11 protein-coding genes are annotated in these 14277 nt (G+C 67.9%); 7 read left to right on the top strand and 4 right to left on the bottom strand.

Annotated elements, in window-relative coordinates; all coding sequences use genetic code 11:
- Window positions 1-103 precede the first annotated feature (103 nt).
- Window positions 104-628, top strand: a complete 525-nt coding sequence (locus tag ACFTS5_RS08495; protein ID WP_378628891.1) for a TerD family protein — start codon at window positions 104-106, stop codon at window positions 626-628.
- Between the two features lie 21 nt (window positions 629-649).
- On the opposite strand, the gene ACFTS5_RS08490 is transcribed toward ACFTS5_RS08495, so the two are convergent.
- Entirely contained in the window at window positions 650-2155 is a 1506-nt protein-coding gene (locus ACFTS5_RS08490) for a hypothetical protein (RefSeq protein WP_378628888.1), read from the bottom strand.
- Window positions 2156-2397: 242 nt separating this feature from the next.
- Here ACFTS5_RS08490 and ACFTS5_RS08485 point away from each other — a divergent pair, with 242 nt between their 5' ends.
- The 6 genes from ACFTS5_RS08485 to ACFTS5_RS08460 all read left to right on the top strand — a co-directional run bounded on the left by ACFTS5_RS08485 (window position 2398) and on the right by ACFTS5_RS08460 (window position 8668).
- Window positions 2398-2667, top strand: coding sequence for a hypothetical protein (locus tag ACFTS5_RS08485; RefSeq protein ID WP_378628886.1), 270 nt, complete (start codon window positions 2398-2400; stop codon window positions 2665-2667).
- Window positions 2668-2682: 15 nt separating this feature from the next.
- On the top strand, window positions 2683-4515 hold the full coding sequence (glmS, locus tag ACFTS5_RS08480; RefSeq protein ID WP_378628884.1) for a glutamine--fructose-6-phosphate transaminase (isomerizing): 1833 nt from the start codon (window positions 2683-2685) through the stop codon (window positions 4513-4515).
- A 52-nt stretch (window positions 4516-4567) separates the two neighbouring features.
- Window positions 4568-7036 (top strand): aminopeptidase N, encoded by a 2469-nt coding sequence (gene pepN / locus ACFTS5_RS08475; RefSeq protein ID WP_378628882.1) that lies wholly within the window; start codon window positions 4568-4570, stop codon window positions 7034-7036.
- Window positions 7037-7146: 110 nt separating this feature from the next.
- Window positions 7147-7347, top strand: a complete 201-nt coding sequence (locus ACFTS5_RS08470) for a hypothetical protein (protein ID WP_378628880.1) — start codon at window positions 7147-7149, stop codon at window positions 7345-7347.
- Window positions 7348-7397: 50 nt separating this feature from the next.
- Window positions 7398-8192, top strand: coding sequence for a SigB/SigF/SigG family RNA polymerase sigma factor (locus tag ACFTS5_RS08465; RefSeq protein ID WP_378628878.1), 795 nt, complete (start codon window positions 7398-7400; stop codon window positions 8190-8192).
- 161 nt (window positions 8193-8353) lie between these two features.
- On the top strand, window positions 8354-8668 hold the full coding sequence (locus tag ACFTS5_RS08460) for a hypothetical protein (protein ID WP_378628876.1): 315 nt from the start codon (window positions 8354-8356) through the stop codon (window positions 8666-8668).
- Between the two features lie 24 nt (window positions 8669-8692).
- On the opposite strand, the gene ACFTS5_RS08455 is transcribed toward ACFTS5_RS08460, so the two are convergent.
- From ACFTS5_RS08455 to ACFTS5_RS08445, 3 genes are all read right to left on the bottom strand, one after another.
- Window positions 8693-11275 (bottom strand): LuxR C-terminal-related transcriptional regulator, encoded by a 2583-nt coding sequence (locus ACFTS5_RS08455; RefSeq protein ID WP_378628874.1) that lies wholly within the window; start codon window positions 11273-11275, stop codon window positions 8693-8695.
- A gap of 119 nt (window positions 11276-11394) precedes the next feature.
- Window positions 11395-12489 carry a catalase family protein gene (locus tag ACFTS5_RS08450; protein WP_378628872.1) on the bottom strand — a complete coding sequence of 365 codons (1095 nt, stop codon included), beginning with the start codon at window positions 12487-12489 and terminating at the stop codon, window positions 11395-11397.
- Entirely contained in the window at window positions 12486-14273 is a 1788-nt protein-coding gene (locus ACFTS5_RS08445) for a peroxidase family protein (protein WP_378628870.1), read from the bottom strand. The genes ACFTS5_RS08450 and ACFTS5_RS08445 overlap by 4 nt, the downstream gene beginning before the upstream one ends.
- Between the last annotated feature and the right edge of the window lie 4 nt (window positions 14274-14277).

The following is a 14277-nucleotide window of genomic DNA, read 5'->3' as shown; positions in this document are numbered from 1 at the left end:
GGGCGTGATCTTTACGCCATGTTTATGGGTCGACGAGTCGGGAAGTCTGGTCGGCAACCCTGCTCGTGCTCGGTCGGGCGGGTTCTATCGGCCAGGAGTACGCATGACGCTCGCAATCACCCACCTCAGCATGGGCCTGGGCTGGGACCCGGCCCACGCCAACGGAATGCACCCCCGCCGCAAGGACATCGATCTCAACGCCGCGGCATTGTCGTTCGCCGGCGAGAATTTTGTCGACGTCGCGTTCCACGAGCAGCTCACCTCGCGCGACGGCGCGCTGCGCCATCTCGGGGACAGCGTCACCGGCGACGGGGACGGCGACAACGAGGTGATCGTGGTCGACCTGGCCTGCCTCGATCCCGCCGTCACCACGATCGTGTTCCTGGTGACCTGCTACACCGGCCAGCGATTCGACCAGATCGCCAACGGCTTCTGTCGCATCGTCGACAATGTCACCGGTATCGAATTGATCCGCATCGATCTCGACAGCGTCGGCGCCCACACCGGCATCGTCGTCGGCAAACTGCACCGCCCCCACCAGGAGTGGGCCTTCACAATGATCGGCCAACCGATCATCGCCCAGCACGTGGTCGACGCCGTCCCCCAACTCACCGCCTACCTTCACTGAGAGCGACGACCCACCCCGTCGTCACTCCGCCAGACGGTCGCGGGCTCGCAGACGCGTCTCGAGTGCGTCGAGTACGTGCGTCACGTCCGCGTCGAACTCCTCGGCCAGCATTTCGAGTAGTGCCGCGCCCAGCAGCAACAGCGTGGTGAAAACCACGGGGGCGATCGGTTCGGTCACCTCGAGCAAGGAGCGAGCCCCGGGCGCGCCGCCACGATGCCAGGACTCGAGCAGGGCCAGTGCGCCCTGCAGATAGATCGGCGGTTCCGGGCGGGCGCTCAGCGCGGGGATCGCCCGATCGGCCGCGCGGCGCAGGATATCGGAGATGGACTCGACGCCCGGGGCCATGGCCTCCATCGCGCAACAGGCCAAACGCAGGGCACCGTCCAGATGACGCGGGCTGTAGCGGGCCGACTCCGGGATCTGGTCCCAGGGCAGTCGCAGGACGCGAAGCAGGTCGGCGGTGATCGCGGTCGCCGCCGGCGCCTGCGCCGTCGTCGGGGACGACCCGGACGTGTGATCGACGCCGAGCATGATCTCGAGCCCGATCGCCGAGGCCATGAGATCGCCTCGGCTGCTGCGGGTTTCGCGTCGATGGCGGCGGTCCTCGACCAGCAGCCAGCCGACCGTCTGCGCGTCGGCGGCCCGCAACAGTTTCGCGTCGGCCTGCCAGCCGTTCGCGGTGTCGCATCGCGACAGCGCGCAGACCAGGTCCGCCATGACGTGGTTGGCGGTGACCAGCGTCGGCTGATGCCGTGGACGGCGTGACACCACCGGAAGATCACCCAGCCGGGCCGAGGAGGACACGAACGACATCGCGGTGAGTGCCGCCGCGGCGGTACGCGCGGCGGACACGGCGTCGGCGGCGTTGGTGCGCAGCAGCGCGCGATGGATCGAGTCCGCCAGCGGTGCGACGCCGAACTCCGCGTAGTGCAGCAACAGCCAGGCCAGGGGCATGTCACCGAGGACCGGCGCGAGCCGTTCGTTCAGTTCGTAGAGCAACGCGGCCGACTGCTCCGGCTGACGCGATCGCGGCGCCTCCCCGGTGAGGTCACGCCATTCGAGCAGCGCCAGGTAATTGGGTAGCAGCAAGCTATCGACCAGCTCACTCACCTGAGCGATGACGAATTCGAAATCCAGCTCCGTCATCGCGCCCGGCCCGACCGAATTCACCACCGGGTTGCCGTCGAACGGATCGAAACCCGATTCACCCAGAGCGAGATCGAACAACAACTCCGCGTGCCCGAGCCTGCCGACGACCCGGCCGACAAAGGGCACCACCCCACCGTCTTCCACCGCTGTTGCGGCACCGAGGAGGCAATTCACCATCGCCCCTTCGGCTTTCGCATGCGCACAGAACCTGCGCAGCCGCTGGTGCACGATATCCTCGGTATCGAAACCCGTCCGCACGATCTCTTCCGCGATCGTCACGATTGCCGCGTCGACGACATATTCGGGCCTGCCCCCTGCTTCATCCGATGCCGACGCGGGGCCCGCGAAATAGAGCCGGTCACTGAATGCGTCGCCCATTCGTCGCCTCACCACAACCTCCACTCGGATGCGCAGTATTCCGTGTACTCGACACCCTTCCAGCAAATTGTTCGCAAGTCGCGGCTCACACCTCACAAGGCGATAACGGCATGAACTCCGCGCGCAGCGGCCGGACCAACTACACCCATGACGCGTCCCACCGAGGCCCTGTCGCGACACAATCTGCCCGAATTCGGGCAGGGATGTTGGCGAACCCGGTCGGGGCAGGCATGATCGTGCGAGTGAATGACGGGGTACCCACCGAGTTGGTCCGCTACGTAGTGGCGTCCACCGGCCTACCCGAACGCGTGGCCGCCCGGGTCGTCGCCGACATCGTCGGCTACTTCGACGAGACGGCCGAGCAGTTCGTCCGGCGCAGGCACGCCGAGCTGCAAGCTCGGGACATGCGCAATGCCGAGATCTGGCGACGCCTCGAGGTCGAACTCGGCGAGCGCCCGGTCGCGGCACCGTCATTCACCGAACGGCAACTTCGTCGCATCGTCTACGGGTAAGGGGTTCATCACGCCATGTGTGGAATCGTCGGATACATCGGTCACCGGCAAGCCGTTCCCGTGCTGCTGGAGGGTCTGCACCGGCTCGAATATCGCGGCTACGATTCGGCCGGATTGGCACTGCCGCATCGCGGCAAGGCGCGCGTGTGCAAGACCCGTGGCAGGGTGCAGGACCTACGCGACAAGGCCGACACCACTGCCCTGCGCGGCACCGTCGGCATCGCGCACACCCGCTGGGCCACCCACGGCGAGCCCAGTGATGCCAACGCCCACCCGCACACCGACGCCGGCGGCCGTATCGCCGTGGTGCACAACGGCATCGTCGAGAACGCCGAGCAGCTGCGGGCCGAGCTGACCGCGCTCGGCATCGATCTCGTCTCCGACACCGACACCGAAGTGATCGCCCACCTGGTGGCACGTGAGCTCGAGGAAGCCGAGTCCCTCGAAGACGCCGTTCGCGTCGCGCTGCACCGGATCCGAGGCACCTACGGTCTGCTGGTGCTCGACGCGCGCCGCCCGACCGAGCTGGTGGTCGCTCGTAACGGCAGCCCCATCGTGCTCGGCGTCGGCGACGGCGAGATGTTCGTGGCCTCCGATGTCGCTGCCCTCGTCCACCACACCCAGCGGGTGGTGTTCCTCGACGACGGCGAGCTCGCGACCGTCCGCGACAGCGAATTCCGCACCAGCACACTGGGAGTCGAGTCCGAACAGACCGACAAGACCCCGACCACCATCGACATGGTGGCCGAGGACTACGCACTCGGCGGATTCCCCGACTTCATGCGCAAGGAGATCGCCGAACAGGGCGAGGCCGTCCGCCGAGCGCTGCGTGGGCGCCTCGACGACCGCTTCGCCACCGCCCACCTCGGCGGGTTGAACATGGACGCTCGCGAACTGCGCAGTATCAGCAAGGTCGTCTTCCTCGGTTGCGGTTCGGCCTACTACGCGGGCCAGCTCGGTGCCCAGCTGATCGAGGAACTCGCCCGTATTCCGGCCACCGCGGAACCGGCCTCGGAGTTCCGCTACCGCAATCCGGTCGTCGATCCCGACGCGCTCTATGTCGCGATCAGTCAATCCGGCGAAACCCTCGACACCCTCGCCGCGGTGCAGGAGCTACAGCGCAAGGGCGGTCGTGTGATCGGCGCCGTCAACGCGGTGGGCAGCGCGATCGCTCGCCAGTGCGGGGCAGGAGTGTTCCTGCACGCGGGCCCGGAGATCTCGGTTGCCTCGACCAAGGCATTGACCAATATGACCGTGTCGTTCACGATGCTGGCCCTGCTGCTCGGCCGGGTTCGCGACCTGTCGGCCGCCGACGGCCATCGCATCGTCGACGGCCTGCGCGCCCTGCCCGCCGCCATCGACCAGGTCCTCACCGACGAAGACGCGATCGCCGAGATCGCGCACCGCTACGCCAAGGCCCGCAGCATGTTCTTCATCGGCCGGGTGCGGGCGTGGCCGGTCGCCCGCGAAGGCGCGCAGAAGCTGAAGGAGGTCTCCTACGTACACGCCGAGGCCTACCAGGCCTCCGAGCTCAAACACGGCCCGCTCGCGCTGATCGACCAGGAGATGCCGAGCGTGGTGATCGTCCCCGACGACGAACTGCTGGCCAAGAACCTCAGCACCATCGAACAGATCAAGGCACGCGGCGGACCCGTGATCGCCGTCACGAACGCGGACCTGCCGCCGAACGCTGCCGACGAAGTGATCCGGGTCCCGCGCGTCGCACCGGAATTGGACCCGATGCTGCTCACGATTCCGCTGCAGCTGCTCGCCTATCACACGGCCATCGCGCTCGGCCGCGACGTCGACAAGCCGCGCAACCTGGCGAAAAGCGTCACCGTGGAGTAGCGGTCGCGTCGAGCGCGAAGCACGGCGGCGGGGCGGCTGGCAGGATCGTGGCGTGACTACCGCGAACCTGACCCGCTCCGAGACCGCCGCGCGATCGGCGGCGATCACCGTCCGCGCCTATCGCGTCGAACTCGATCTGTCGGCGGCCCCGGATCAGTCCCGGGACGGTTTCGCGACGACGACCACCGTCGAGTTCGATGCCACCGCCGAGCAGACGTGGCTCGACTTCATCGGTCTGTCCGTGGAATCGGTGACCGTCAACGGCGTGGCGGTCGCGGTCGAGTACGACGGTGCCCGGCTCGTGGTCGGGGGATTGTCCGAAACGAACGTGGTCCTGGTTCGGGCCACCGGTGCCTACAGCCGTTCGGGCGAGGGCCTGCATCGGTTCCTCGATCCGGTCGACAACCAGACCTACCTCTACACCCAGTACGAGCCGGCGGACGCGCGGCGGGTCTTCGCCTGCTTCGAACAGCCGGATATGAAGGCGCCGTTCACATTCGCGGTGACCGCACCGGCCGGGTGGCAGGTGATCTCGAATCGGCCGTTCGCGGCCATCCAGGACAACGGCGTGCTCCAGAACGTCGAGTTCTCCCCCACCTTGCCGATCTCGACGTATATCACCGCCGTCGCGGCCGGCCCGTACCATCGCGTCGAATCGTCGTGGACGCGAGGTCAACTCACGATCCCGCTCGGGATCTATTGCCGCGCTTCGCTGGCCCGGTACCTCGACGCCGACACGATCTTCGAGGTGACGAAGCAGGGTCTGGACTTCTTCGCCGAGAACTTCGACTACCCGTACCCGTGGGGCAAGTACGACCAGGTGTTCGTCCCCGAATACAACCTGGGTGCGATGGAGAACCCCGGGCTGGTCACGTTCACCGAGGCCTACGTGTTCCGGGGCGCGGCCACCGCCGCGCAGTACGAGGGCAGGGCCAACACGATCCTGCACGAGATGGCCCACATGTGGTTCGGCGATCTGGTCACGATGGTGTGGTGGGACGACCTGTGGCTCAAGGAATCCTTCGCCGACTACATGGGCGCGCTCGCGAGCTCGGAGGCCACCGAGTGGACCGACGCCTGGGTGGCGTTCGCGAACCGCCGCAAGGCCTGGGCGTATCTGCAGGATCAGCTGCCGACCACGCACCCGATCGTCGCCGATATCACCGACCTCGAGGCCGCCAAACTCAATTTCGACGGCATCACCTATGCCAAGGGCGCGAGCGTGCTCAAACAGCTGGTCGCCTATGTCGGCCGGGAGGAGTTCTTCTCGGGTGTACGCCGGTACTTCCGCACGCACGCATTCGGCAACACGACTCTCGACGACCTGCTGGCCGAATTGTCGGCGGATTCCGGCCGCGATCTGGCGGGCTGGGCGCGGGCCTGGTTGCAAACGACCGGGGTGTCCACCCTGACCTTCGACAGCGGTGCGATCGTGCAAACCGATCCGCGCCCGCACCGGCTCGCTGTCGGGCTCTACGACTTCGATGCCGAGGGTGACTTGGTGATTCGCGAGCGCGTGGAACTCGACCTCGTCGACGCTCGCACACCGGTGACTCTCGCACCCGCTGCACTGCGTCTGCTCAACGACGGTGATCTCACCTACGCGAAGGTTCGTCTCGACGTGGATTCGCTCGCCACCGTGGAGAGTTCACTGAATCGGGTCACCGACCCGCTGGCGCGCGGACTGATCTGGTCGGCGCTGTGGAACGCCACCCGCGACGGCGAACTCCACGCCGAACGCTACCTGTCGATGGCTCGTGATTTCGCGCCCGCCGAAACGAACATGGCGCTGCTCACCGCCGTCCTGGCGAACGCGTCCTTCACCATCGGGCATTATCTGCCCGATCCGGCGCGGGATCGGTGGCGCGGTGAGTGGCTCGAATCCTGCTGGGCCACACTGCATTCGTCGGCACCGGGCTCCGGCGCGCAGCTGGCGTGGGCGCGCGCGGTGGCGGCCGCCGCCACCGTCGACGGGCGCCGTGCCACCGACATCCGGGCGATCCTGCTCGACCGGGCACCGGACGGCCTGGCCCTGGATCCCGATCTGCGCTGGGCGCTGTGGACGGCGCTGGCCGCCACCGATGCGGCGACGGTCGCCGACCTGGACGCCGAGGGGGAACGCGACGACACCGCATCGGGGCGAACCGCTCACCTGCGCGCACTCGCGGCCCGCCCTCGCGCAGACGTCAAAGCCGCGGCATGGAATTCAGCGCTGAGCGACACCACCCTGACCAACGACCACCTCGACGCCACCATCGACGGGTTCCGCGCCGGCCGCCACCGCGACCTGATCGCGCGCTACGACGTCGACTACTTCGCGGCACTGCGCACGGTATGGGATCAGCGGAGCATCGAGATCGCCCGGCGCATCGTGGTCGGGCTCTTTCCCGCCGCCGACTCCCTCGACGGGGTCGACCGGTGGCTGGCCACGAATGCCGACGCACCGAGTTCGTTGCGTCGGTTGGTCGTCGAACAGCGTGACCACCTCGCCCGGGATCTGCGCGTGCGCGACGTGAACTGATATTTCCCATTTCACGTCGGGTTAAACATCTAAATCCGAAAAAGTCGCTCTGTCAACCCCAGTCGACCAATAACGGTTTAATAACCGACGCGTTGGTGAACCCTTGATCTATGACCAACTCACGTAATCGGACAACGAGTACGCCGAGCATGGATCTGACCAGCACCACCATCATGTTGGCCACCTGCGTGTTCTTCCTCTTCGGCCTGGCCGCACTCACCGGATCGCTGCCCGCCGCGATCTTCGGCGCCGTCGGCCTCGGCGCGGGAATGATGATGACGTTCCGAATGCTGGACCTACACGCACTTTAGGTTCATCTCCGCAGATCCGGAGCGCATTCGAAGGCCAGGAGCTGATCCGCATGTCCAAGACCACCGACCGCACCTACGAACACGCCGAACCCCTCTTCGCGCGCTGGGCGCTGACCGATCCGCGCAGCCCCGAACACGACGCCCTGCGCGACCGGATCATTGAGGTCTGTCTACCGCTCGCCGAGCACATCGCTCGCAAGTACGCCGGCCGTGGCGAGATCTTCGACGACCTGCTCCAGACCGCGCGGCTCGGCATGGTCATGGCGGTCGACCGCTACGACGTGACCACCGGTTCACCGTTCCTCGGCTTCGCCGTGCCGACCATCATGGGTGAGGTGCGCAGACATTTCCGCGATCACATCTGGCCACTGCACGTTCCCCGTCGCGAGAAGGAACTCCAGGGCAAGGTCAGGGAAGCGACCGAGGAGATGAGCCGTCGGCTCCAGCGCTCCCCCACCGCCCACGAACTCGCCGCCGAGCTCGACGTGCCGGTCACCGACATCGCCCGCACCCTCGTGGCGGCCAACGCTTTCCAGACCCGCAGCCTCGACACTCCCGCTCGCGACAACGACGGCGATCCCGGCATGACCGTCGCCGAGACGTTCGGCGACGTAGATCCGAGCTACCGTCTCACCGAAGACACGATCACCGTCGCGCCGCTGCTGGCGCAACTGTCGCCGCAGGACCGGCAATTGCTGATCTGGCGGTTCTACGACACGCTCTCCCAAGGCGAAATCGCCGAACGCCTCGGGGTGTCGCAGATGAGTGTCTCCCGCAAGCTCACCAGGCTGCTGGGTGATCTGCGTGCCAAGGCCGCCGACGACCAACCGGTAGCCGTCGCCTGATCTTCGGCCCGCCTGCACCGTGCCCAGACGAGGCGGTGCAGGCTTCGACCGATACCGTCCATTGACTCTGCGGCTACCGGGCTGCACAGTTGATAAAGCAGAATCTCGCGCGTGTCGTGGCGGCGTCCACCGGGTCGGCGCTGTTCACATGGTGTGTCAGTGTGGTGCTCGCCGGCGGGAAGGGTGCGATGACGATGCGCGGTCGACGGAATCGACGGGACCGAGAGATTCGCGAAGTGCGGGAGATCCGGGCCAGTCCGGCCCATCAAACCGCGAAATTCTTGCTGTCGGTGCTGATGCTGGTCTGGTTCGGGGCCGGGCTGGCGGCGGCGATGCAGCGGGACTACTTCACCAATACCCCGGCCAATTGCGGCGATCTGGGCACGATCGGCCTCACGGTGCTCGCGGGCCCGCTCAACTACCTCGGTATGAACCCGAAGGTCTCCGAATGCCAGTTGCCGGAGCCGAGCCGCTGAGCGCACGCGCGACCGGATGCCGCCTCAGATGAGTTCGGCGAGCTGGTCGCGGTCGGTGGCGTCGAGCTTGATACAGGCCCGGTAGATGTGGCCTTCGACCGTGCGGACCGAGACACAGAGCCGTTCGGCGATCGCGCGGTTGGACAGGCCACGGCCGATGAGGGCAGCGATCTCGCGTTCGCGTTCGGTGATCGGCAGAGGGCGCGCCGCCGCGGTGATAGCGGGAGTGCCCGCGCCGTCGCAGCGCGCGGCCAGGGCCGTCGTGCGGGCGGCCGCCTGGGCGCTGGGCCTGCGCTGTCCGGCATGGTCGTAGATCGGCACCGTCTGCGCTTCGGCATCGGCTGCCGACAGCAGGAGCCCCGCGGACTCGAACTCGCGGCTGACCGCGGCGAGCGCGCGGGGGTCGGCAGCGCCGAGGGCAGCGGCGTGGCGGGCGTAGATCGCCGCCACCGGGCCCTGGACACGACCGGCGACGGTCGTGAGCCGGGTGGCGAGGGTGCGATCGCCGAACCGGGCGGCATGGTGCAGCGCTTCGGCTTCCATGGCGTACTGACCGGCGCTGTGCGCCAGGTCGGCGGCCTTGCGGGCCAGGTCGACCGCCGCGTGCGCGCTGTGTTGGGCAGCGGCCAGCCAAGCGCGCGCGATGATGCGCTGCGGTTCGTGCAGGGCCATGTGTGGCCCGCTGTGCTCCTCGGCGTCGCCGAGCACCCGCTCGGCCTGTTCGACCTCGCCCAGCGCCGCGTAGGCCCGGGCCAGCAGCAGCCGCGCCGGCAGCTTCCACGGCAGCGAATTCTCGGCGTTGAGCGCCGCCAGCGCCTGTTCGAAGGCGGTGATCGCTTCGCGGAACCGCCCACGATAGGTGGCGACGACACCGTCGGCGATGCGCGCGATCGCCCAGCCGACGAACTGCCCTGCCGAGGAGAACTCGCGGTATTCGATCGCGCGCTGCTCGGCGAGGTCGAGGTCGCCGATGGTGGTCAGGGCGAGAACGTCGCCATAGCGGACCATCACCCGGATGATCCCGTCGGTGGACTTCTGCTGCGCCCGGCCGCAGGCCGCGATCGGCGCGAAGTCGGCGCCGCGACCGGCCACCGGCATCGCCAGACCCAGGGCGAACGCGGCGAAATCGACGGCCTGGCGGGGTGAGTTCGGATCGGCGATCACCCGCTCGGCAGCCTCGATTCCCTCGTCGAGGTGGTTTTCGTGGACCGCCATCGCCGCCGCGGCGGCATCGACCGTCAGGCGAAGAGCGGGATACTCGACGCGGGTGCGCAGCATTTCGACCAGGTCGCGGGCGTGATCGACATCGCCCAGCGACCAGAACCGCAAGCTGGCGCGCACCACACCCCACTGCACCAGTTGCAGCGGATCGAGGCGGTCGGGATCGAACCGGGCCAGGATCTCGTCGGCATGCTGGGGCCTGCCCTGCCAGAGCAGCGCGCGGGAGAGCAGTTCGGCCGCGCGCAGCCCACCGCCACGCTCGCACGCGGCGCGGGCGAGCCGTTCGCCCAGCGGCAGATTGGCCAGCGACACCGCGTCCTTGGCCGCGTCGATCAGCAAGACGATGTCGATCGGCCGATCGCTGTCCACGCACAGGCGCGCCAAGCGGATACGGTGGGCCGGTGTGCTCAGGTCACGGTCCTGCAGCGTCTCGACGAGGCGTCCGCGCCGGCTGCGCGCGGCGGCGGTGCCGAGACGGCAGCGCACCACCTCACCGAGCAGGGGATGACTGAACCGGACATCGACGACCCCGTTGTGGCTCGTGACCCGGATCAGGCCGGTGACCTCGGCGGCGTCCACGGCGTCGGCGCCGACGAGCTCGCTGAGGATGTCGACGTCGAGCGGCTCGTGCACAGCCAGCGTCTCCAGCACGTCGAGCACAGGCGCTCCCACCCTGCTCAATCGCTCGCCGAGCAACTCGACCAGACCCGAGGGCACCGCGGTGGGCCCGCGTAACTGCCAGACGCCGTTGACGTCTGTCAGAGTGCTCGCCTCGACGCCACCCTCGACCATGTTGCGCAGGAACAGCGGGTTGCCGCCCGAGGACTCCCACATCACATCGGCGCTCAGCCCCTCCAGCGTCCCGCCGAGCACGGTCTCGACGAGTTCGGTGCACTGGGTTTTGGTGAACGGCGCCAACTCGATTCGCTCGAGGTATCCGTCCTTCCACAGTGAGGTGACCGCGTCGGGCAGCGGTTCCCCGGTGCGCACGGTGGCGATGATGCGGGCCCCGCGGTCGACGGCGATCTGGTGCACCAGCGTGGCGGAGAGAATGTCGAGCAGGTGCGCGTCGTCGACGCCGATCACCGTATCGGGCTGGGCGAGCACGTTCTCCCGGGCCGAATGCAGCAGCGCGAGCGGATCGCGCGAGACCGACGCGGCGATCCAGGGCGCGAACGCACCGAGTGGAATGGCTTGTGACGACGCGGTACAGGCCACCCAGCGCACCGGCTCGGACAGCACAGCGGTGACCATCCGGGCCAGGGTGGTCTTGCCGACGCCCGCGGCACCGACGAGGATCACGCCACCGGTGTCGCGGTTCGTCAAAGCCTTACGGACGGCGTCATATTCGGCGGGACGATCGAGCAGCTGCCAGAGTCCGCCCATACATGAAAAGTGTAGTTCCCGTCCGGCCCCGTCACAACGCATCGGCCCGGCGACACGGCTGACGCGCGGGTGGACCGGCGCGGCGGGCGCGCGCGGCGGATGGGTGGGTGCCGCGATGGTCACGGCGGGAGCTCGGTGGCGTCACGGGGCTCGAGCCGCGGCGCGTTGTTGACGTCGTGGCGGTAGTTGCTCGAGGCCTCGTACACGCGCTTCTTGAGCCGGTTGATCGAGCCGAGCGGTCGGTGCGCGTCCAGACCACGCCAGGAGTTGAACGAGAGCACGTCGTCACCGTAGGCACGCCGCTGCGGGGTGTACGGATCCTGCACGTCGAAGCGGATGGTCGCCACAGTGCGGTGCGGTGAGTCGCCTTCGGGCCATGGCACAGTCGCGTCCTCGATCGGCATGGTGGCGGTATCGGTGCACAGTTGCGCGCGCAGTTCGTAGGTGGCGCTGTGCGCGGCGAAGAAGTCGACGATCAGGTCCTGATGCGCGTTGACTCCCGCGTCGGGGTCGACCGGTTGCCCTTGCAGCGCAACGACTTCCGGCGACACCGGCACGTAGAGCAGCTTGGCCACGTAGTCGCCGTAGCGCAGTGGCGCCGAGGAGTAGAAGGTCTCACCGAGGATGTGGGTGTTGGGTGCGACGAAGACACCGAGATTCGGTGGCACGCTGCGCCCGATCCGGCGCAGCACGTGCGTGTTCAGCGCGGCGACGAGGTCGCTGCCCGCGCGCAGGGCGGCGTCGGGCAGCCGGGCCAGCACCCACGCGGTCGGCATCCCCTTGGTGAGGTAGGCGTGCGCGTCGGCGAAGAGGAACTCGCGGTGGGTGACCATGATGAAGTCCTGCGTGCTCGCCTCGTCGTCGGGCAGCGCGCGCGGCCCGTGTACTCCGAGCACCTTGATCCCGAGTCCGCGGACGCCGCGGAGCTGATCGCTGCGGATCACCCCGGAGGTGCTCGACAACCGCGCGATCACCGGATAGGTGCCCGGGGTGGCGAACATGCCCTGGGCCAGTTCGGGCGGCAGGCCCGCGGGCACCGTCAGTTCGCCGCGCAGGATGCCGTGACTCTTGGCATGGGCGTCGCGCAAACCTCGCTTGTACTTGCGGTAGGCGCGTTCATTGTTGTCGCGCAGGACCGCGATGATCTTGTCGATGATCTGTTCTTCGTCGGGCCTCGGTTGTTCCAGGTCCTCGCGGTAGCTCACATAGCTCATCGCGGGCTCCTCCACGGGGCGAACGGATTCGCGACGCCCTCCAGCGCGGGCGCGAGGGTCGGGAAATGGCGCAGCAGCACGCTGCGCATCGTGTTGTCACGCACCCAGGCCAAGCCCGCCTCGGTGTAGACCTCGGGCCGGAAGTCGGTGGTGAAGAACCGGTCCGCCGACAGGCGCCGCGACGCCATCAGCACGAACACGCGAAAGGCGGTGTCGCTGAAGCCGAAACCGGGCGGCTTGGGCTCGGCGTAGAGGCCGATCATCAGGTCGACATCGTCCACGTCGCCGTAGACCTGTTCGAGTTCGCGCGCCCACCGCGGATCATCGGTGAGTTCGTCGAACGAGGTGACCGGCGGGAGGCGCAGGTGCCGCCGGAACTCGTTGTAGCGCGGCACACCTCGCTCGCGGACCCGCAGGATGTCGACGGTCGCGAGATCGAGCAGCGGTTGACCCGGACGCTCGAGCTGTTGGAGGTGGACGGGGTAGTTGTGCAGCGTCAACGCGCCGGGATTGGCTCGGCCGAAGGAGTAGAGCAGCGTGTCCATCGCCGTCTCGGCGAGCCGATCGCGGATGTGGGTGACGCCGAGTTCGGGCAGCGGATGCTCGGCCAGCACGGTGTCGTCGGCGAGACTGCGGACGACGAGCGCGTCGGGGATCAGCGGATGCATGCGGTAGACCGAGACGAACTCCTCGGTGAGCGAGTACGGCACTCCGCTGTCGTCGCGCGCGGAACCCGGTATGCCGCACAGCACTTCGTTGCCGATGAAGTGGCCGAAGCGCCGCGAAACCCGCTCTCCCAGCACGCCGAACCAGTTCGCGCGCATGGCCGCGACGGTGGTGGGATGGGCGATCACGGCCGGTGTCCAGTCGACGGTGTGGATCTTCGCGATCAACGCGGAGTTGACCAGCCGGGCGGTGTCGTAGAGCTGCTGGTCGTTCATGTCGGGGTAGCGCCGGGTCAGGCGGGCACAGATCGCGTTGTGTTCGCGCAGGAACAGCGAGTGCAGAAGGGCCAGGCCCACCCAGGCGTTGGCCGCCGAGGGGTCGAGTGCCACCAGCCGCTCGGCGTCCAGCGGCGGGAGCCCGAGTTCGTCGATCACGAGCTGGCCGTGTTTGCCCGAGCGCAGCGAAGCGGCGAATTCCGCTGTCTTGCCGTAGATCTGAGAAGCATCCCACCAGTGGGTCTCCCCGGTGACGTAGGTCGGCGCGGCGCCCGCATCGGGGGCGGGCACTGTCACGGTGCGTGGGATCGTCATCGGGGGGTGCGGCCACTGATCGTCGTCGTCCAGGGTGACGACGAAGGGGTCCTGTTCGGCGGGGTCGTGCACGAACCAGTCGTGCACCTCGAACTGGATCCAGGCCGCCGCCAGCAGATTCAGGGTGGTGGCCGGCTGGAATCGGTCGCGCGTGAGCAGCTGCCTGCTGATCGTGCGCGGGTTGGGTTCCATGATCCGCGCGGGATCCTCGGGGTAGGTGCGATCGAGTGGAACATTGCGGCCGAATCGGCAACCGATCGAACCCGCGCGCGGGTCGTCGGGGCTGTTGTAGGTGCCCTCGACGGTGCGTGCGTTGCGGTGTTCGCCGGTGTCGTCCGGGGGCAGCGGTCCGGCCGGGTGCGGGCCCGTGTCGAAGAGGTTGCGCGCCCGCAGTCTGCTGCGCAGGCCGACCAGCACGGCCAACCCCAACGGGGTCGGTAACCGGAACCAGCCGACACGCCGGTCGAGCGCCTCCGCGGCGGTGACCAATGCGCGAGTGACCAGTGATTGCTGCTGTGCGTCGACCATCGAG

Source organism: Nocardia sp. NPDC056952, from assembly GCF_042674185.1.
In the GTDB taxonomy this organism is placed as follows: Bacteria; Actinomycetota; Actinomycetes; order Mycobacteriales; family Mycobacteriaceae; genus Nocardia.
The sequence above is the reverse complement of the archived record's forward strand: the minus strand, read 5'-3'. Positions and strand labels throughout refer to the sequence as shown.